Genomic DNA, 17,074 nt, shown 5'->3' on the forward strand with positions numbered 1-17,074 from the left:
CCCGCCGTGCCTGCAGTGGATTTGGGTCGGCCGCTTGAGTACATCGCCTCTGGCCGATCGTTACTTTCGATCGAGCACCTTTCGGACCTTCTCGGCCAGCTCGTCGATCGTGTAGGGTTTGGTCAAAAGCTCCGTTCCAAAATCGAGCGTGCCATTGTGAACAATCGCGTTTCGCGTGTAGCCGGTGGTGTAGAGCACCTTTAGTGACGGGTGCGATGTCCTGACCTTGTCCACCAGTTCGCGGCCTGACATTTCCGGCATGACCACATCGGTGAACAGAAGCGAAGGCACATGCCCGCTCTCCACGGCGGCAAGTGCATCTCGTGGCCCCGACATTTCCAGGACGGAATAGCCCAGTTCTCGCAGCGCTTCTGCGGCCATCAGGCGTACACGATCTTCATCCTCGACGATCATGATGACCTCGTCTGAATGTCCCGGATGCTCGCCCGCCAAGGCGGCGGCCGGGCTGTCGGGAATGCCGCCATGCGACCGCGGTAGATAGATCTTCAAGGTGGTTCCGACACCGAGTTCGGAATAGATCTTGACGCTGCCGCCGGACTGACGAACAAACCCATACACTTGGCTAAGTCCCAATCCGGTACCCTTGCCGACTCCCTTTGTGGTGAAGAACGGATCGAAGGCTCTTGCCAGCACGTCCGCAGTCATGCCCGTTCCGGAATCGGTGACCGCTATCATCACATACTGGCCCGAGGAGATCGCGTTTTCTCTCGCATACCGATCGTCAATATGGGCGTTAGACGTTTCAATCGTGAGCTTTCCGCCGCCGGGCATGGCATCGCGTGCGTTGACGCAAAGGTTGAGCAATGCGCTTTCCAATTGCCCTGCATCGGCCTCCACATGCCACAGCCCAGCGGCGAGCACCGTCTCGATTGCTATGGTCTCTCCAAGCGTTCGGCTCAGCAGTTCGCTCATGCCGGAGACGAGTCGATTAGGATTCAGGCGCGTCGGTGCCAAGGGCTGCTGGCGAGAGAAGGCAAGCAGCCGCTTGGTAAGTTCCGCAGCGCGTTGTGCCCCATCGATTGCACCGGTGACGAAGTGGTTCACGTTCGTGTCGCCGTTTCGGAGCTTGCGCTGCACGAGATTCAAACCGCCAATGATGACAGCCAGCATATTGTTGAAGTCGTGGGCGATGCCACCGGTAAGCTGTCCCACGGCCTCCATCTTCTGCGCCTGGCGCAGGTGCTCTTCTGCTCGGACGCGTTCGGCAACTTCCTCAGCCACACGCTGCTCAAGAGTGGCGTTGAGCGTCTGCAGCGCTTTGAACAGTCGGGAGTTGTCGATTGCCGTGGCGGCATGACCGGCCAGCCCCAGCAAGGCTGTCTCATGCTCTGCGGCAAAGACACCGCAACCGGAATGTCCGAAGAACAGCCCACCCAGCACTTCGCCCGATCGCGAAATGACCGGCACGGCAAGATAGGATCGCACGGGAAGATGGCCTTCCGGCATTCCCTTCCTCGGCGGATTTTTTCCATAGCGCACATCCATGAGGATATCATCGGAACGCACCACGCCCGTCCCGCGAAAAGTAGGCTCGAACACGGCCGTGTTGCGTGGCATGGGGAAATTTTCGAAAGCGGAGCGTGGCGCTCCCGACAGGGCGTAGAGCACATAGCTGTCCCCCTTGTCATCGAGGACATTGTAGAAAAAAGCTCCGAATTGCGCGCCTGACAGCGCGACGCCAGCGTCGGTGACAATCTGGACAATACGCTCCACGTCCAGCTCGGCTGCCACGGCGGCGGCAGTCGCATTCATCATCTGAAGCTGGTTCTCCACCCGCTTTCGCGCGGTAATATCCATGACGGTGCCGATGAAACGCACCGCGCGCCCGGACCGGAAAAGAGATTCGCCCGTTGCAGCTATCCAACGCTCCTTTCCGTCGCGCAGCCCGATCGTCCGATATTCGATGTCGTAGCGGGAAGACTCGCCCGGCGCGAGCGCCCGGCGTACGGCCTCATCCGCCCGTTTGCGGTCTTCTGGATGGAGACCGGCCAGGAACGCGCTCTCATATGTCACCTCCGCCTCAGGTGGCAGACCGAAGAGAGCTTTGCATCGGTCGTCCCAACGCAGCACCCTTGTGATGGGATCATAGTCCCACGTTCCGATAGCGGCTGCATCGGTCGCTAGCCTTAGCCGCTCCTCGCTCGCTCGGGCAGCCTGTTCCGAGCGGACGCGCTCGATGTGAGCCCATGACCGCTCTGTCACCTCCGCCAGCAAGGACAGTTCGCGCTGCGACCAGACGCGGCGCTGCGTGTCGTGAACGGCCATTAGCGCAGCCAGCCGGCCTTGCTTGACCAAGGGCATGCAGATCGTTGCCGTTATGCCGATATCCTGAAAGGTCTTTGCTTCCTCGGGCGCAATTTCCTCGAGATTGTCGTTGATGACGAGCGGCCGATTGGCGGTCAGATTTCCAACAGCGAGGCGACCGAAATCGGCAAGACTGTAGTATCCCCTGATGCTAGGCGAGCCAGGAGCGCTCCAGTCGCCGCGAATGGTGAAGTGGTCCTGGTCCGGCTCCATGTCAGCGTAGGCGCAAATCGAAACGCCTAGATGTTCGCCAAGTAGACGGGTGGTGACCTCCATGACAGCGTCGGCATCTGTCGCCGGGGAGATCTCTCTGCCGAGGCGATCCAGAAAGGCCAGGCGCTCGGCATTTTCACGCAGGGCCTTCTCCGCACGAAGCCGTTCAATTGCGGTGCGCGTCCGGTCAGCCACTTCCGAAACCAGAGCAACCTCGGCCGGCGTCCAGTGTCTTGGCTCGGAGTGATTGAGGTACAATAACGCAACCAACCCGCCGCGCTCCGTGACCGGCATGTTGATGACGGATTGGGCGCTGATTGCTTTGAGAGCCTCGGCATGGTCGTGGGTTCGCGGGTCTGTCTCGGCATTCTCGAAGACGACCGTCTCGCCTCGTTTCAAATCATCGACATAGGAGCCGTAGTCCCTGAAGTTCAGAGTTCCGGCCAGACTTCGAATTCCCGGCGCGTTCCAGTCTCTGTCGATGGCTATCGTTTCTTTCTCGAGATCGATCGTGCCATATCCGGCTCGACTGATGCCAAAATGCTTCCCAAGCAATTCCGCTGCCGCAAATGCCAGTTCGGCAGGATCATCGATCTCCCGAATCCTGTCACCCAACCCCGCCAGAAGCTGGAAGCGCTGCACTTCAGACGAACGTTCGCGTGACGTGACTCCCATTTCGCCCCCGGTTGGTCGGACTAGATAATGCCGTCAGTCGCGAAGAGTTCCAGGCGCCGGACAACAGGTCGGGGCTAGGCCGCCGACGCATTGCGAAGAAACTTGCGTCACGACAGCCAAGGACAACTCCATATGCGCCCTCAACGGGCGAACGACGCGCCGTGCATCATAGTTTAATGACACCTGCTGGGCTGTGCCGCATAAAGCCATTGTCAGCGGCTGTGTAACGGGCGCCGCTGCTTGGGAGCAATCCCACTGTAGCCGAATAGGAGCGCCTGATGCTTAGCCGACCAACCCGCACGAATACGGAAGCTCTCTACCCCAGTGACCTGAACATCCTTCGCGACGCGTTCGACGCGCTGTGCCAGGAATTTGCTATCTTGCCCGACACGGCGGCGGCCAACGCCGTAGCGAGAGAACTGATCAGGTTGTTTGAAACAGGAATGACGGAAGCGGCCACACTGATGATCGCCGTGCGCGCACGTTGGCAAGGCGACTGGGAGATGGGAGGCAGCAATGCTGCCTGAGGTTTGATGATCACGCGCAATCAACCCGCTGCATCCTTTTCGACACCGCCGCGTTGAGCGTCAAACCTGCCAGAAATGTCCGATGCGCTGGCACAATGACTGGAGCGACCGATGCCGAAATTTCGCTTCGAGTTTATCGAAGGCATGGCCCAGCCTGCAATCTTTGCCGATATGGCTGATCGAGATGAGGCTGTCAGAGAGGCGAAGCGTGCAGCCAAGGAGGCCATGCTCGACGGAATTGTCGATGGCGTGGACCCGACAAGTTGGGTGACGAAGGTTTACGACGAAGCAGGCTATCTCGTCGCCACTATCGGATTCCAGGATCTGGTCGCCGCGCCCAGGGATACGGAAGAGTTCAAGGAAACAGAGGAGCCAGGCGTCTTGCGATCGGGTTGAAGCCGGTTTCTCCGCTGTCGCCATCGAGCCAGATGTTGCGGCCGCCGGGCAGATCACGCCGTGAACCCGAAAAAGACCGTTTCTGGCTGGTGCGGACAGCCTTTTTGTTTAATCTCCGAAAGACGCGCAGAGGCTGCAACACGGCTTCAGCCCACCTCGACGCTCTCGAGACGGGCGCGCGGGAGTTGAGATGCGATGCATAGAGACGCCTTCACCCCATCAGAACTTGCCCTGCTCAGTCGCGTCTTCGCACGCAGCAAAATCAAAAACGAAACCGCAACCGAGAAGGAGCGGCGCGCATCACGTATTCTGGCTTACTACCAGGCTGGGGTCACGGATGAGGATGAGCTAGAACTGCTTTCTCGCCAACCGCTCGGAAGGTGACGATTAGTCTTCCTTCTTCAGAGCTTCCGCCTCGTCTTTGAGCTTCGGCCAATCGGCGCCATGCCTGCGAAGCAGCGTTCGTGCCTGCTTGGGGTCAATTTCCGTGAGCTCGACCAGATGTTCGACCTCAAGGTCCTGGCCTTTCGCAACCCGGCTTGCCTCGTTCGCTTTTCGTTGCATCTCGACGACCCTCTGCTGAGACAACATGAACGAGCGCTGAGAGTGCGCGTTCCAGAACTTCATACAAAAATCGGGACATCGATTAAATCAGTCGTATTGCGCCACTGAGGCGGGCATGCCCTTCTGCTGCGGCTTTCCGATTTGTCCAATGTGGAGAACCCGAGCTGGTCGCAAATGGCGGCGGCATCTTCGTGCGACAGTCCGGCCACGCGGCATTCGGTTTCGTCGCCGCTCTGTTTGGTGTGCCGGCGTTCGGCAGCGTTCTGTCGCAGCAAGTCCTATCGCACGTTATCTCATCAGCTTGATCTGAAGCGAGATGCTCAGCCTCAGAATCCTGTCGCCGTTTTCGTTCCGCACTTCAACAAATACTTGCTGCCCGTCCACCTCGGTCAGTGCATCTTTCGTAAGGTCGATAAGGCCTTCGAAGCCCACGCGGCGCACCTCCTCCAGACCGGCACATTCGATGCCGATTTCGTCGTGGATGACCACATCTTGATCGCCACTATCAAAGAAAAATCGTGCCATCCGAAAGCTTCCGTCACCACTAAGCTGCGGGGTTCCTTTGGTGCAGGTAGGTCGTTTCGAAATCACCTGCACGAGTGAGGCCGGGCCAATCAAGAGCCTGCACCCTTGGGCCTGTGGTGGCGATGAGGCCTCTACGTCGAAGTTCCTGAAGCATTCGGTTGACGTGGACTGTAGACAAGCCCAATGCATCGCCAAGTGCTGCCTGGGTAATGGGAAGATCCGCGACGTGATCCTGGATGCGTCCAACCGAGCGCAAGCGAAAGATCAGTTCGCACAAGATGTGAGCCATGCGCGTATAGGCCTCTCGTCGTCCCACATTCGTTACCCATTCCCTGTAAATCGCTGCATCGATCAGCGTCGAGCGCCAAAAAGCCGTCGCGATTCGGGGATGCTGTTCGCAAATGGCTCGAAGAGCGTCATGTCGCATGAAGCCCAGTCTGGCTGCTGTCAGGGTCGTGAAATTGCAATCCATGACCGACAGATGCAGTCCATGCAGATCGGGAATGTCCCCAGCCACAAAGAAGGATGTAATCTGCCGTTTGCCATCGCCGGTAAGTTTGGTGGAACCGAGCAGGCCATCCAAAACCACGAACGAATTGACAGGGCGGTCACCCTCACGCACCAGGTCGTAATTGGCAAGAAAATCCTTCTCCTGAATTTGGATGTCTTTCAAAACATCAATATCGCCCTCTCGGAGATCCGAGATGCTCTGGAGCTTGCGGATAAGTACATCCGAGGATGAAGTGGGTGACAAAGTGGCTACCTAGCTGATGTTGGTTATCGAACTTGCATCCGCGTCAAAAGTTCCGGATAGCCGTAACGAGGCGCCGGACTGCTGGTCGGGAACTGGGAATTCAGGATGCCGAGGCAGGTCCTTGGCCGGGACTTCATTGCACGGGGCACAGGAGTGCTGCACACCCATAATCGAGCCCCTCGAGCAGCGCATTAACCTATGACATAGGCTGCGCTCGCAATGGTCGCTGCGACATCACATGAGGTGGTTGATCCGCCAAGGCCTGACGCTGCAACCTCACCTATGAGGGCCAGATGGCTCCGGCCAGGCATCAGGCAAAAGGCGTCTCACCTGAAGCGAGAAATCCGGCCTTGCAAATGGGCATCTCAACGAGCCCGCTTGAGGTGCGGCCGCGCAATGTCGCTACACGGTTGACGAGCGGCTATCTATTGGGGTCACTCATGGTTCATCAGGCGTCTCCAAAATCCGGCCTGGTGGGGAATGGAACTTTCTGCCGATCAGTGGGCTTTCGGATATGTCCTTCGGAAACGATGTGGAGAAATTGATGCGGAACCTTATACTGGCCTTCGCAGCACTTGCCCTACCCGCGTGCCAATCGGCTCCTGAACCGCTGCAATCCGCCGCTATCGAACCTGCTGCCATTCCCTCCCAATCCGCCTTGGATCCTGCCGTTGTTCCCCCCGGCCCGGCAATAATGGATCAATCCGTGGCAATCATTCCTCCTTCAAAGGGCGTTCCAACAAAGTACGCCGCTTTTTCGGGCAATTGGGTCGGGCGATTGGAAGGCACATATGAAGGTAAACTGTCTGTTCAATCTGTTTCTTCAAACGGAAAGGTGACCGTAACCTACGCATGGGGAATTCTGAGCGATGACAATCCGGGTGAGGCCGCGGGCGAAGGAAAAATTGTAGGGAATACGTTGAAGCTGGGGCGCCTCCCGAATGGCGCGGACGTCAGTTTTAGGATGATGCCCGACGGCACGCTGTCCGCAACCCATACGCTCGCCGGCCAGACCTATACGGGCATGTTCATCAGGCAGTGATCAAAGAAGATACGGCCGCGTTCCCGCGGTTTTTGATCCGAGCGATCCCGCGCCCTTGGACCATCTCCCATAGCGGCCCTTGAAATACCAGTCCCTGGCGTCATAGTCGCTACGTTCGAGGACCGTGGCGGCCCCGGACCGAAGCATTTCCTCAACATGGGGGTCAGGAGACCCGCCTGACCGCCCACGTCCCAAAACACACCACCGATGCCAATCCCCATTAATTCTGAGGGGCTGCGGGGCGTTTCGGCGCGGCTTGCATGGGTTTCGCGCAGGTTCTGTTGGGACCGGTTTGCGTACGTTATCGAAGGTGTGTGGTGTTGGATCGCCCCAGGTGGACCTGCTTTGCACCGCCTGCGACAGTCCCTAGCGAATGGCGCTATCCTCGCTGCCGCGAATCGGACGCGGGCTTTTTTCTTGTTTCGTGAAACGAAAGGTCATTCCGCAAGTTGGCTTCCCAAAGGAGGAACCCAATGAAAAAGGATGGCGATGGCCGAGTCGAAAAGGGCAATCAGCAATTGCTTGCCCGACGTCTGTCTGAAGAAGTCGGTATTTCAGAGCCGGATGCGCGCGGTCTGATCAAGCTTATCGGCACGGATTGGAATTCGCTGCTTCGTGAAGCCCGATTTCTGAAAGAGAGGCACTAGAACGCTTCTGCCGGTCACATGATCTCGACTGAAAATATTATTGCTCTCGCGGCGGTAGTTTCTGGGCGCCGCCGGCTGTGAGCGAAGAACATGCTTCCGCCCCATCGGAGGGTGTCATGACTGCTCCCGCTACCACGCGCCTTTAGAAGGCAGCGTCGACGACAAAACCCGTGTGATGTGGCTGCTGCACTCCGGAGCGCACTTCGAAGAAGCCACTTTAAAGACATGCTACGGGGTAGAGGCTGTTGAGCCGCGCACCTTATGGCTGGATCATCTCATTGCCAGAACAGGACCGTCCAAGGGAACTGCTGCAGGTGGCGCCTGGTGGGATATTGTCACTGGCATCCGACGAAGGCTAGTGGGTCATACCTCGGCCGGGCCGCGCTATTGGTCCCTCCATGGCACGGCCTTCTTGGGAGAAGAGATTGACCCGTGGGTACGGGTTGGCTCACGCGCGACTGTGCCGCATAGCGTCGCAGGCGGACCGAAGCGATGGCGCGATGAAGAGGCGCACGCCAACCGTCGTTGATCTTCAGGCCGTAAGCCCGGCCCCACACCTCAAACGTTGAAGCCGTTCGCTCGGCATTCGACGCCGTGCGTGGTGCCCGTCAGAGGCGTGAGCCTTGACCGTGGATTCATCTGCAGTGACTGGCAAAGGTAAGATCATCCGAGCCGGCGCCGTATCCCTCCATACAGCTTGCGGCTTGCTCAACTGCGACTGATTTATGCCGATCGTCGGCGCGTTGCGATGGCACCTCGCAGGAAGGGTCTGCCCGGATAACCGGCTCCAGATCGTGGGGGAAGTTCGGCGCATGGACAGGCAGTGCTTCGGCCGAATTGTCGCCCTTTTGAGCCATCGCTGGAAGGATTTCAGCGATCTCGACCAGGATTTCCTTGAGCAGATGTCTCATCTGCGCGCCCGCCCTGCGGCCCCTTGCTATGGCGATCAAACTTGCTGACGTAGCCAATGTTCCCGCTTGAGCTGAATGGCGCGCGCTCTGCCGGCAAAGATCGACGGAGCGGCTTGACGCGACGGGCCTCGTCCCTCTCGCCTGCATGATCGATATTGGAAAGTCGAAATTTGAACGGACTGTTGCCTGCCTTCGCCGGAGCGTTGGATGATCCGATCACGGCATGTGCCTGACCCCCGACTTGCCTCGCGCAGCTTCTTCCCTGGCTGCTGTCTGCCTCTGACGGGGTCGACGGGAACAAAGGCTCGATCATCCGGTTTGGAACCATCCCGTTAAGCACAGGACGAAAGTGCAGCCTGGCGGATGAGATACGGCAGCCGGATTGCTCATGGCTGCTTCGATCTGCATTCGGCAGCCGAGACTGAGCCCAAATGCCTGCAGGAGACTTCGTATGAGCGAAGCACGACACAGCGAAGGCAATGAGGTGACTTCGATTGCGGGCACGTCGCCCTTCGCCAGTTTTTTCATGGCTGGTTTTGAGTGCTCGTCGCACCGGCGCAAGGACGGCGTCCGCCTCGATCTTATCCGTGCGACCTCGCATTATTTGCACGCCCTGGGCGACTACCGCGGTTGCGCCGAACTCGGTCTTCGTACCGTCCGCGACGGGTTGCGCTGGCACCTCATCGAAACCGCTCCTGGAAACTATGACTGGTCAAGCTGGACGCCGATGGTCGAAGCAGCGCAATCGGCAGGTGTCCAGGTCATCTGGGACATCTTCCACTACGGATGTCCAGACCACGTTGATCAAGGGTCGATGCATTTCATCGATGCCTATGCCTCGTTCGCTGCAGAAGCTGTGAGGGTTCATCGTTCAATCGCCGGTACAGCGCCTTTGTTGTGCCCGATCAACGAAATCTCGTTTTTCGCCTGGGCTGTTGAGGTTGGCTATTTCCCGCGCGTTGGCCCGAAGAAGCGGGGATGGTTCAAGAGGCACCTCGTGAGAGCTGCAATAGCTGGAGTTCGCGCGATGCGCGAGGTCGATCCCGCTTGCAGATTTGTCTGGGCCGAGCCGCTTATCCACATTGCCCCTCGCGACCGGACGCGGACCGAACGGCGTCGGGCCGAAAATGCCCGTCTCGGACAGTTCGAAGCTTACGACATGCTGCTGGGCCGGGCAGAGCCTGAGTTGGGGGGTAGCGACGATGTTGTCGATGTCGTTGGCCTGAATTTCTACCCGCACAATCAGTGGTACCTCAACGGGCCGACGATTCCCATGGGGCACCACGAGTACCGTGCCCTATCCGAGATGCTGATCGAGGTCGCGCATCGATATGGCAAGTCGATGTTCATCGCCGAGACCGGCTCCGAGGGATCAGGCGGGGCGGCGTGGCTCCATTATGTCTGCGACGAGGTGCGTGCCGCAATTGACCTCGAAGCGCCGATCGAAGGTATTTGCCTATACCCGATAACCGCCTATCCGGGCTGGGACAATTCGCGGCATGCGGAGGTGGGATTGTTTTCGGTCGTCCAGGCGGACGGCAGTCGGCACGTCCGCAAGCCCATCGCGGAGGAATTGGCCCGCCAGCGAGCTTTGTTCGCGGCGAACCTGACGCGTTAATACATGAGCGGCACGAGGGATGTTGCGAGCGCCTGTCGGCGCCGCCTTGCCACGCTCGATGCTCCCAGGTACGTCCGGGTGGGCGAGCTACAGCGCCCCTTCGGCCAACGACGCCTTCCCCGCGCTCGCCCATTCCGGGACGCTCTTCTGGATGCGGGCGAAGGTTGCCAGGGCCTGCCCGACCACCTGATCCATGTTGTAGTAGCGGTAGGTTGCCAGGCGACCGACAAACCACACGTCGGGACAGGTTGCGCCAAGCGCTTCGTAGCGCTTGAAGAGCTCTTCGTTTTCGGCCCGCGGCACCGGATAGTACGGGTCCCCGATATCGGTGGGATATTCGTAGGTCAGACTGGTCCGCGCGTTCTGCTGGCCGGTCAGATGTTTGTACTCGGTGATGCGGGTGTAATCTTCCGTCTGGGGATAGTTGACGACGGCAACCGGCTGAAACTGCTCTTGGTCGAGGGTGACGTGCTCGAAGCGGAGCGAACGATAAGGAAGACGCCCCAGCTGCCAGCCGAAGTACTCGTCGATCGGGCCGGTATAGATCAGGCGGTTGAACGGTATCTCGTCACGAATTTCGCGGAAGTCGGTCTGCAGCATGATCTTGATGTTCGGATGGTCGAGCATGCGCTCGAACATCCTCGTGTATCCGCCGGCAGGCATCTTCTGGAAGCTGTCGCTGAAATATCGGTCATCGCGGTTGGTCCTGGTCGGCACTCGTGCCGTCACCGATTTGCTCAGCTGGTTCGGATCGACGCCCCATTGCTTTCTGGTGTAGCCACGGAAGAATTTTTCGTAGAGTTCGCGTCCCACGGTGCTGACGACAACATCCTCGGCCGTTCGCACGTCCTCTACCGTTTCGCGTCGCGACGCGAAGAACTCCTCCAACTGTGCAGAATTCAGTTCGAGGCCATAAAGGCGGTTTATCGTGTCCAGATTGATCGGGATGGGGAGCAGTATCCCATCCACCGCCGCCAGAACCCTATGCTCGTATGTGCGCCATTGGGTGAACTGCGAGAGGTAGTCCACGATCGACTGGCTGTTGGTGTGAAAAATATGTGGCCCATAGCGGTGGATGAGGATGCCGGCTTCATTATAGCAATCATAGGCGTTGCCGCCGACATGGCTGCGGCGATCGACCAAGAGAACGCTTTCATGACGCTGCGAGGCTATTCTTTCGGCAAGCACGCTGCCGGCAAACCCCGCGCCGACGATCAGCCAATCGAACATGGCTATGCGCTCCTGCGCAACGGGACGACCTTCTTGCGTCGGTAGGCGCCCTCAATGTGAGCGGCCATGGCCGTCCATGTTCTTTCCCACGACATGTCAGCCAGATAGGCATCGACTTGCGGCAGCAGCATCTCACGCGGTCGCAAAAGCATGGAGCGCAGCTTGCTCTCCAAGTCGTCACTGTCGGCGATTTCCACCAGTCCAGCAGCGCCGTAGCTGCGCACGACGTCAACGATCGCCGTCGAGATTACGGGCAGGCCCGCAGCCAGGAACTCTGGCGTCTTGGTTGGGCTGATGAACCGGGTCGCCTCGTTGAGTGCAAACGGCATCCAGCCGGCATCCCAATGGCGCAGATAATCGGGCAGGTCGCAGTAGGCCTTGGCACCCAACCAATGCAGGTTGTCGGCCTTCGGCAGGATTGCAGGATCGATTTTGACCACGGGGCCAATCATGACGAAATGCACCTCCGGCATCGTCCGCGCCGCTAGCGCCACGAGTCCGGCGTCCAGCCGCTCGTCGATGACGCCGAAATACCCCACCCTCGGGTGAGGAATGCCGGCCTGATCGGCTGGGTCCTTTCCTGGCAGCCTTGCCTTGTGAAAGTGTTTCACGTCGATGCTGCTCGGAAAGGGGTAAATAGCCTGATGCAGGCGGCGCTTGGTCTCGAACAGGCTCAGGCCACCGGTGAAAACGAGATCGGCGCGGCGCAGAAGTGCCTTTTCCATCTGCGCCAGTTCGGGCGGCGCATTCTTGAAAGCGGAGAGTTCGTCCATGCAGTCGTAGACGCATATGTCTGGGTCAAGAAACTCCGTGAAGCGGAGAGCCATCGGCGTGTAATACCAGGCGATCAGCCGGCTGTGCGGCATAGAAGCTATGATCTGCTGAACAAACCTCCGCTGCACGGCATCTGATTTCGCGGCCGACGCGCCGAGCGGCAGCACTGGTGTCACGATCAGGATGTTTGGCGATGCCTCGCTCGTCCGCATCTGCGGCTGTGGCAGTTCTTCGAAAACAGGCTCCTCAAAGTAGACCACTCTCTGCTGCTCGGATGCGAGGGTGAGGATATGCTGCGGCCGTTGATGAACGAAATTCCATCGCAAGTGGGAGAAGCAAACCAGTAGATTTTCCCTGCCAGTGTGTTTACTGGCGGATACCCTGCCCAAGGCTGCTTCCATTGAGATGTTCCTTCCCGTAATCTTTCGTTTATGTTACGACTAACATTTGTTAAGCGCGGATCGAGGAGAAATAGACTTCGATGCCAGCTCCTAACTTTCCAGCGCGTGAGTTGTTCCAAGGTGAAGTGAAGAGCTCTCGGTCACCGCTCGGATGACGAATGCGACCATATTTCCGCGAAGCTGAGAACGCCCGCCGCGCATCGCCGGGCTTTGAAAGCGTGAGCGACGGGGGAATGTCGGTGGAGAACGGACCTGCCGTATTTGCGTTGAAGTCGCTGGCTATAAGATGCGCAGGACATCAAGTTGATTCGCCCGCATCGCTGGCGAGTCCGTGCCAGGCGAATTCCGGGGCTGATATGAAGATCGACTTTGCGACCAACGTTTTTCCGCTGTTTCATCCGCAAAGCGTGGATGATCTCAAGGACCCTTGCCCCGTCTTTGATGGCAGCCTGTGGCACGTCTTCGGCTCGAGCGGCACGGTGACCACCGAGACGTGGACGATACTGCACGCCACGGCGCCGGACCTTTATGGGCCGTGGACCGAGCATCAGTCGATCGAGCTTCCAATCAATGGGAGTGGTGTTGCGGCTCCGGGGGTCATCCACGAAAGCGGCGTCTTTCACATGTTCATCCAGACCGAGTTCATGAAGTCTGGCGGCCGCTGCGAGCATGCGGTTTCCAATGACGGGTTCCAGTGGGTGGTTCTTAGCCCCGCAATCCTCGCGATCCCGGACACGGAGGAAGATGGCATTTACGATCCGCATCCCGCACTTATTGGCGGCAAGCGCTACCTCGTCTATTCCGCCATGCCAAAATTCACCAGGGTGCCGCAGCCCGACATCTATCTCGCACGCAGCCAATCCGACTCATGGTTCGGTCCCTGGAAGCGGATCGGCAAGATCCTCGACCACAATGATGTGCCTCACCACAACACGAGAGAGGATCCCGACTATGAATGGGGCATTGAGGGCGCACAACTGGTCGAATTGCCGGACGGTCGCGTGCTTCTCAATGCCACTTGCTTTCTGCCCAATGGCCTTCGCGGGAACCGGCAACGCGTGTTTTTTGCCATCGCGGATAACGTTGCTGGACCTTACGTCTCGATTGGCCCGGTGCTGGAACCAGGCCAGCCCGGAGAGAACGGCCACTCGACAGTGATGATCGAAGGCAGCCAGCTTTCACTGTTTTATCAGAGCCGGGTCGCCACGACTGATCATCGGTGGCGCTACGGCTTGGCCAGATGTGACGTCGCTCTGCTTTCCAGGGTCGCGTGATCCGGTCGGCGCCACTCGTACCGACTGCATCAACGAACTGGACGGCTCGCATTGCGAATAAGCGTCCGTGGCTCGAGACATTCCCGCGGAAAGCCTGCCGGAATTAAGTGTTCCTCGCACGGAACAATGCATCAGAGCTGAGGTTCGGCTGACTTCCAACCAGGAGTCAGCCATGTATTACACCGACAAGAAATTGCAGTACCCGGTTCGTGTGGAAACGCCCAATCCAGTCTTCGCCCGTGCCTTGCAGCAGGCCATCGGCGGAGTAGAAGGCGAAATCCGCGTGGCCTTGCAGTATTTCTTCCAGGCATGGGGATGCCGCGGGCCGGCCAAATACCGCGACCTGTTGTTGAACACGGCGACCGAGGAGCTCGGCCATATCGAAATGCTGGCGACTGCGGTCGCCCTCAATCTTGAGGGTGCACCACTTTCGCTGCAGGAGGACATCTCGTCGGACACGGTCGGCGGCTCGGTCCTCAACGGGATGAACTTCCGCCATATCTTGTCGACCGGCCTGGCCGCACTGCCTGAAAACGCCAACGGCGTTCCCTTCAATGCTTCGCATGTCTATGCCAGCGGCAATCTTGCCGCGGATATGGTCGCAAACGTCACCGCGGAAGGAAGCGGCCGCGTGCTTGCGACCCGCCTGTACAACATGACCAGCGATCCCGGCATGAAGGACATGCTGTCCTTCCTTATTGCGCGCGACACCATGCACCAACAGCAGTGGCTCGCGGCAATCGAAGATATGGGCGGACTGAACGCGTCTCTGCCGGTCCCCAACTCCTTCCCGCAGGAGAAGGAGCATCAGGACGTATCCTATGCCTTCATCAATTGCTTCGTCGAAGGTGTCGAACCAGCGCAGGGTCGTTGGAGCGAAGGACCGTCGATGGACGGCAAGGGCGAGTTCTCCCTGGTCGCCGGTTCGCCAATGGGCGAGGAGCCCATGCTGTCGCCGCCTCGGCCAAGTTCCGGCGCCCAGAGCGAGCAGATGATCGACAGGCGGGCAGCCGAATAGGTAAAGATAGCAATGCCGGAGGCAGCCGGCACTCGGCTGTCTCCTGCTAGCGGCTCCTGCGGAGTCGGGCGCACCCGGTGGTACCGAGCAACTGGCGCTCCGCACGAGGGATAGCGCGACCCATTGGTGACTGGTGCGTGCCTGACGAAGCTCTCCATTTCCGCTTCGACATAAATGCTTCACCTAGGGAACATCGCCGGCTCCGCGAAGTTGGACAGCCACGGAGGACGTGCACATGAACAGTGTCATCTATCTTATCGGCGTTATCGTTGTCGTGCTGGCGGTCCTCTCCTTCCTCGGTCTTCACTAGGTGGCCCCATGCAGCATGAAAACGATCAGGGCGGACAGCCCACCGATTTCGACAAGGCGAAAAGCGACGTTTCCGAAAGGCTTCGCCAGGAAAATGAGCGTGCCAGCGAGTTGCTTCACGACGCGCGTGATACGGTGACCCGCAAGGCTGGCGACTATGCATCTGAAGCCAGGGAGGTCATCTCCGACAAGGCGCAGGAAGCGCAGCGCGACATCGGATCGAGCCTGGCGGCGCTGGGCGGCGCACTGCGCGCGGCCAGTGATCACCTGGCCAACAACGATGAAAGGAACGCATCGAAGTTCGCATTGGATGCTGCCGGTGGCTTGGAGCGGCTTTCATCGTCATTGAAACAGAAGCCGTTCGGCCAGGTCCTGGAGGACGTGCAGTCCTTTGGCCGGCAAAATCCCGGTGTCCTGCTTGCCGGATCGGTATTGGCCGGATTGGCTCTCGGGCGGTTCATCAAGGCCTCGCCGCCGGCGGGTCGAGAATTTCAGGATGCGCCGGGAGACCTCAAATCCCACACCGATCAGGCACAGGGTTGGTCCGCTGATCGGTCGCTGGATTCGGGCGTCGTCGGCGATGATGGGGCCATGCAGAGCGCGGAGCAGGACAGATGAACACCCAGGACAACCCAAGCCTTGCCGGGCTGATCACCGACTTGGCCCAGAATGTCACCACTTTGGTGCAAACCGAGGCCAGGCTGTTTCGGGCCGAGCTTTCTGAAAAGCTTGCCAAAGCCGGAGCAGGTGCCGCGGAAGTGCTGGGCGGCGCGATCTGCCTGCTCGCCGCGCTAATGGTGTTGCTGCAGGCACTCGTTATTGCACTGACGCGGGCAGGACTTGGCGCGGGGTGGTCTTCCCTGCTGGTCGGCGTGGTCGTGGCGGCCCTCGGCATTATCCTGCTGCGGACCGGGACGGCCAGCATGGCGCCTTCGGAACTTACCCCCGACCGCACCCAGGAACAGCTCAAGCGCGACGCGAGCGTGATCAAGGAACAGGTGAGATGACTGAGAAATCCGCAGCCGAACTTGAACGCGAGGCCGAGGCAGCCCGTGCCCGGGTGATGGAGACCGCCGAATCCATTCGAGGCAGGATGACGCCGGGACAATTGCTGGATGAGTTCACCGGGCTGTTCTCGGGAGGGGAGAGTTCGGCCATGCTCGCCAACCTCAGAACGCAGGTCCGAGACAATCCTTTGCCGGTCACCATGGTGGGAGCGGGTCTGGCTTGGCTGATGTTCGGCAGTGGTATCGCAGACACCGCCCGCGGTTCGGCTGGCTACTCAATGCCCTCGGCGCCGGGACGACATGATGAACGGGAACGTGGAGGCCTGGGCAGCACGCTTTCCGATGCCGCCGCATCTCTGTCATCAGCTGCCACCAGCGTCGGCGATACCGTTTCCAGCGCGGCAAGCAGCGCCGCGGAGGGTTTGACGGGCAGCACGGCCACTGCAAGATCGGTGACCGGCGACATGGCGGCGAAAGCCACCCGCTCCGCGCAAGATCTGTTGGAGAACCAGCCCTTGGCCATAGCGGCCGCGGGTCTCGCCATCGGCGCCGCCATAGGTGCAATGCTGCCCCATACCGCAACGGAGGATGAGCAGCTAGGCGCCTATGGCGACAAGCTTCGCGATACCGCCGAAACCATGCTCGACAGGGGTCTCGACGAGGCCAAGCAGGTCGCCGCCGAAGCCTATGAGACCATCAAGCAGGAAGCTGGCCGGCAACATATGGAAGCAGACACGATCGCCGATCAGCTCGGCGAGATCGTGAAGTCCACAGCAGACAAGACCGAGCATGCCGTGCGTGAACGGATATCCGATCCGTCTCAGCATCAAAGCTAGATGATCCTGGATCGGCGATAGTCGGTCT

17 protein-coding genes are annotated in these 17,074 nt (G+C 59.3%); 10 read left to right on the top strand and 7 right to left on the bottom strand.

All coding sequences use genetic code 11. The annotated features are described in order from the left end of the window. Positions 1-60: 60 nt before the first annotated feature. Positions 61-3,213, bottom strand: a complete 3,153-nt coding sequence (locus LB559_RS04830) for a GAF domain-containing protein (protein WP_224673153.1) — start codon at positions 3,211-3,213, stop codon at positions 61-63. Between the two features lie 278 nt (positions 3,214-3,491). On the opposite strand from LB559_RS04830, the gene LB559_RS04835 reads away from it, so the two are divergent. Together LB559_RS04835 and LB559_RS04840 are read left to right on the top strand one after the other, a co-directional pair. Continuing rightward, entirely contained in the window at positions 3,492-3,740 is a 249-nt protein-coding gene (locus LB559_RS04835) for a hypothetical protein (protein ID WP_013525118.1), read from the top strand. Positions 3,741-3,851: 111 nt separating this feature from the next. Continuing rightward, positions 3,852-4,136, top strand: a complete 285-nt coding sequence (locus tag LB559_RS04840) for a DUF6894 family protein (protein ID WP_013525119.1) — start codon at positions 3,852-3,854, stop codon at positions 4,134-4,136. 387 nt (positions 4,137-4,523) lie between these two features. Here the strand turns inward: LB559_RS04840 and LB559_RS04850 are convergent, their stop codons facing one another. The 3 genes from LB559_RS04850 to LB559_RS04860 all read right to left on the bottom strand — a co-directional run bounded on the left by LB559_RS04850 (position 4,524) and on the right by LB559_RS04860 (position 5,979). Next, entirely contained in the window at positions 4,524-4,763 is a 240-nt protein-coding gene (locus tag LB559_RS04850; RefSeq protein ID WP_032899472.1) for a hypothetical protein, read from the bottom strand. A gap of 225 nt (positions 4,764-4,988) precedes the next feature. Next, positions 4,989-5,225, bottom strand: coding sequence for a DUF6894 family protein (locus LB559_RS04855; protein WP_224673154.1), 237 nt, complete (start codon positions 5,223-5,225; stop codon positions 4,989-4,991). A 19-nt stretch (positions 5,226-5,244) separates the two neighbouring features. Continuing rightward, positions 5,245-5,979 (bottom strand): Crp/Fnr family transcriptional regulator, encoded by a 735-nt coding sequence (locus LB559_RS04860; RefSeq protein WP_013525123.1) that lies wholly within the window; start codon positions 5,977-5,979, stop codon positions 5,245-5,247. Between the two features lie 544 nt (positions 5,980-6,523). Between LB559_RS04860 and LB559_RS04865 the strand changes: the two genes are divergently transcribed. Then, positions 6,524-7,021 (top strand): hypothetical protein, encoded by a 498-nt coding sequence (locus tag LB559_RS04865; protein ID WP_013525124.1) that lies wholly within the window; start codon positions 6,524-6,526, stop codon positions 7,019-7,021. A gap of 473 nt (positions 7,022-7,494) precedes the next feature. Then, positions 7,495-7,668, top strand: coding sequence for a hypothetical protein (locus tag LB559_RS04870; protein WP_013525125.1), 174 nt, complete (start codon positions 7,495-7,497; stop codon positions 7,666-7,668). Between the two features lie 635 nt (positions 7,669-8,303). On the opposite strand, the gene LB559_RS04875 is transcribed toward LB559_RS04870, so the two are convergent. Beyond that, entirely contained in the window at positions 8,304-8,579 is a 276-nt protein-coding gene (locus LB559_RS04875; protein WP_224673155.1) for a hypothetical protein, read from the bottom strand. 451 nt (positions 8,580-9,030) lie between these two features. Here LB559_RS04875 and LB559_RS04880 point away from each other — a divergent pair, with 451 nt between their 5' ends. Further along, on the top strand, positions 9,031-10,197 hold the full coding sequence (locus tag LB559_RS04880; RefSeq protein ID WP_013525128.1) for a beta-glucosidase: 1,167 nt from the start codon (positions 9,031-9,033) through the stop codon (positions 10,195-10,197). Between the two features lie 87 nt (positions 10,198-10,284). Here the strand turns inward: LB559_RS04880 and glf are convergent, their stop codons facing one another. Continuing rightward, positions 10,285-11,427 carry a UDP-galactopyranose mutase gene (gene glf / locus LB559_RS04885; protein WP_024504623.1) on the bottom strand — a complete coding sequence of 381 codons (1,143 nt, stop codon included), beginning with the start codon at positions 11,425-11,427 and terminating at the stop codon, positions 10,285-10,287. Positions 11,428-11,429: 2 nt separating this feature from the next. Further along, positions 11,430-12,602 carry a glycosyltransferase gene (locus tag LB559_RS04890; RefSeq protein WP_224673156.1) on the bottom strand — a complete coding sequence of 391 codons (1,173 nt, stop codon included), beginning with the start codon at positions 12,600-12,602 and terminating at the stop codon, positions 11,430-11,432. Positions 12,603-12,958: 356 nt separating this feature from the next. On the opposite strand from LB559_RS04890, the gene LB559_RS04895 reads away from it, so the two are divergent. From LB559_RS04895 to LB559_RS04915, 5 genes are all read left to right on the top strand, one after another. Further along, positions 12,959-13,876, top strand: a complete 918-nt coding sequence (locus LB559_RS04895; protein ID WP_024504621.1) for a hypothetical protein — start codon at positions 12,959-12,961, stop codon at positions 13,874-13,876. Between the two features lie 172 nt (positions 13,877-14,048). Beyond that, positions 14,049-14,894 (top strand): manganese catalase family protein, encoded by an 846-nt coding sequence (locus LB559_RS04900; protein ID WP_013525132.1) that lies wholly within the window; start codon positions 14,049-14,051, stop codon positions 14,892-14,894. Between the two features lie 318 nt (positions 14,895-15,212). After that, positions 15,213-15,821: a hypothetical protein gene (locus LB559_RS04905; protein WP_224673157.1), complete on the top strand. Its 609-nt coding sequence runs from the start codon at positions 15,213-15,215 to the stop codon at positions 15,819-15,821. After that, positions 15,818-16,210, top strand: coding sequence for a phage holin family protein (locus LB559_RS04910; protein WP_013525134.1), 393 nt, complete (start codon positions 15,818-15,820; stop codon positions 16,208-16,210). The genes LB559_RS04905 and LB559_RS04910 overlap by 4 nt, the downstream gene beginning before the upstream one ends. Positions 16,211-16,266: 56 nt before the next feature. After that, positions 16,267-17,046, top strand: a complete 780-nt coding sequence (locus tag LB559_RS04915; protein ID WP_224673158.1) for a hypothetical protein — start codon at positions 16,267-16,269, stop codon at positions 17,044-17,046. Positions 17,047-17,074 lie beyond the last annotated feature (28 nt).

The sequence above is a fragment of the Mesorhizobium sp. BR1-1-3 genome (assembly GCF_020165455.1).
Lineage (GTDB): Bacteria > Pseudomonadota > Alphaproteobacteria > Rhizobiales > Rhizobiaceae > Mesorhizobium > Mesorhizobium ciceri.

What these genes read in the sequence shown, in the direction of transcription:
- LB559_RS04830 (WP_224673153.1), bottom strand. Translation starts at nt 3,213, where the DNA reads ATGGGAGTCACGTCACGCGAACGTTCGTCTGAAGTGCAGCGCTTCCAG.
- LB559_RS04835 (WP_013525118.1), top strand. Translation starts at nt 3,492, where the DNA reads ATGCTTAGCCGACCAACCCGCACGAATACGGAAGCTCTCTACCCCAGT.
- LB559_RS04840 (WP_013525119.1), top strand. Translation starts at nt 3,852, where the DNA reads ATGCCGAAATTTCGCTTCGAGTTTATCGAAGGCATGGCCCAGCCTGCA.
- LB559_RS04850 (WP_032899472.1), bottom strand. Translation starts at nt 4,763, where the DNA reads ATGAAGTTCTGGAACGCGCACTCTCAGCGCTCGTTCATGTTGTCTCAG.
- LB559_RS04855 (WP_224673154.1), bottom strand. Translation starts at nt 5,225, where the DNA reads ATGGCACGATTTTTCTTTGATAGTGGCGATCAAGATGTGGTCATCCAC.
- LB559_RS04865 (WP_013525124.1), top strand. Translation starts at nt 6,524, where the DNA reads ATGCGGAACCTTATACTGGCCTTCGCAGCACTTGCCCTACCCGCGTGC.
- LB559_RS04870 (WP_013525125.1), top strand. Translation starts at nt 7,495, where the DNA reads ATGAAAAAGGATGGCGATGGCCGAGTCGAAAAGGGCAATCAGCAATTG.
- LB559_RS04875 (WP_224673155.1), bottom strand. Translation starts at nt 8,579, where the DNA reads ATGAGACATCTGCTCAAGGAAATCCTGGTCGAGATCGCTGAAATCCTT.
- LB559_RS04880 (WP_013525128.1), top strand. Translation starts at nt 9,031, where the DNA reads ATGAGCGAAGCACGACACAGCGAAGGCAATGAGGTGACTTCGATTGCG.
- glf (WP_024504623.1), bottom strand. Translation starts at nt 11,427, where the DNA reads ATGTTCGATTGGCTGATCGTCGGCGCGGGGTTTGCCGGCAGCGTGCTT.
- LB559_RS04890 (WP_224673156.1), bottom strand. Translation starts at nt 12,602, where the DNA reads ATGGAAGCAGCCTTGGGCAGGGTATCCGCCAGTAAACACACTGGCAGG.
- LB559_RS04895 (WP_024504621.1), top strand. Translation starts at nt 12,959, where the DNA reads ATGAAGATCGACTTTGCGACCAACGTTTTTCCGCTGTTTCATCCGCAA.
- LB559_RS04900 (WP_013525132.1), top strand. Translation starts at nt 14,049, where the DNA reads ATGTATTACACCGACAAGAAATTGCAGTACCCGGTTCGTGTGGAAACG.
- LB559_RS04905 (WP_224673157.1), top strand. Translation starts at nt 15,213, where the DNA reads ATGCAGCATGAAAACGATCAGGGCGGACAGCCCACCGATTTCGACAAG.
- LB559_RS04910 (WP_013525134.1), top strand. Translation starts at nt 15,818, where the DNA reads ATGAACACCCAGGACAACCCAAGCCTTGCCGGGCTGATCACCGACTTG.
- LB559_RS04915 (WP_224673158.1), top strand. Translation starts at nt 16,267, where the DNA reads ATGGAGACCGCCGAATCCATTCGAGGCAGGATGACGCCGGGACAATTG.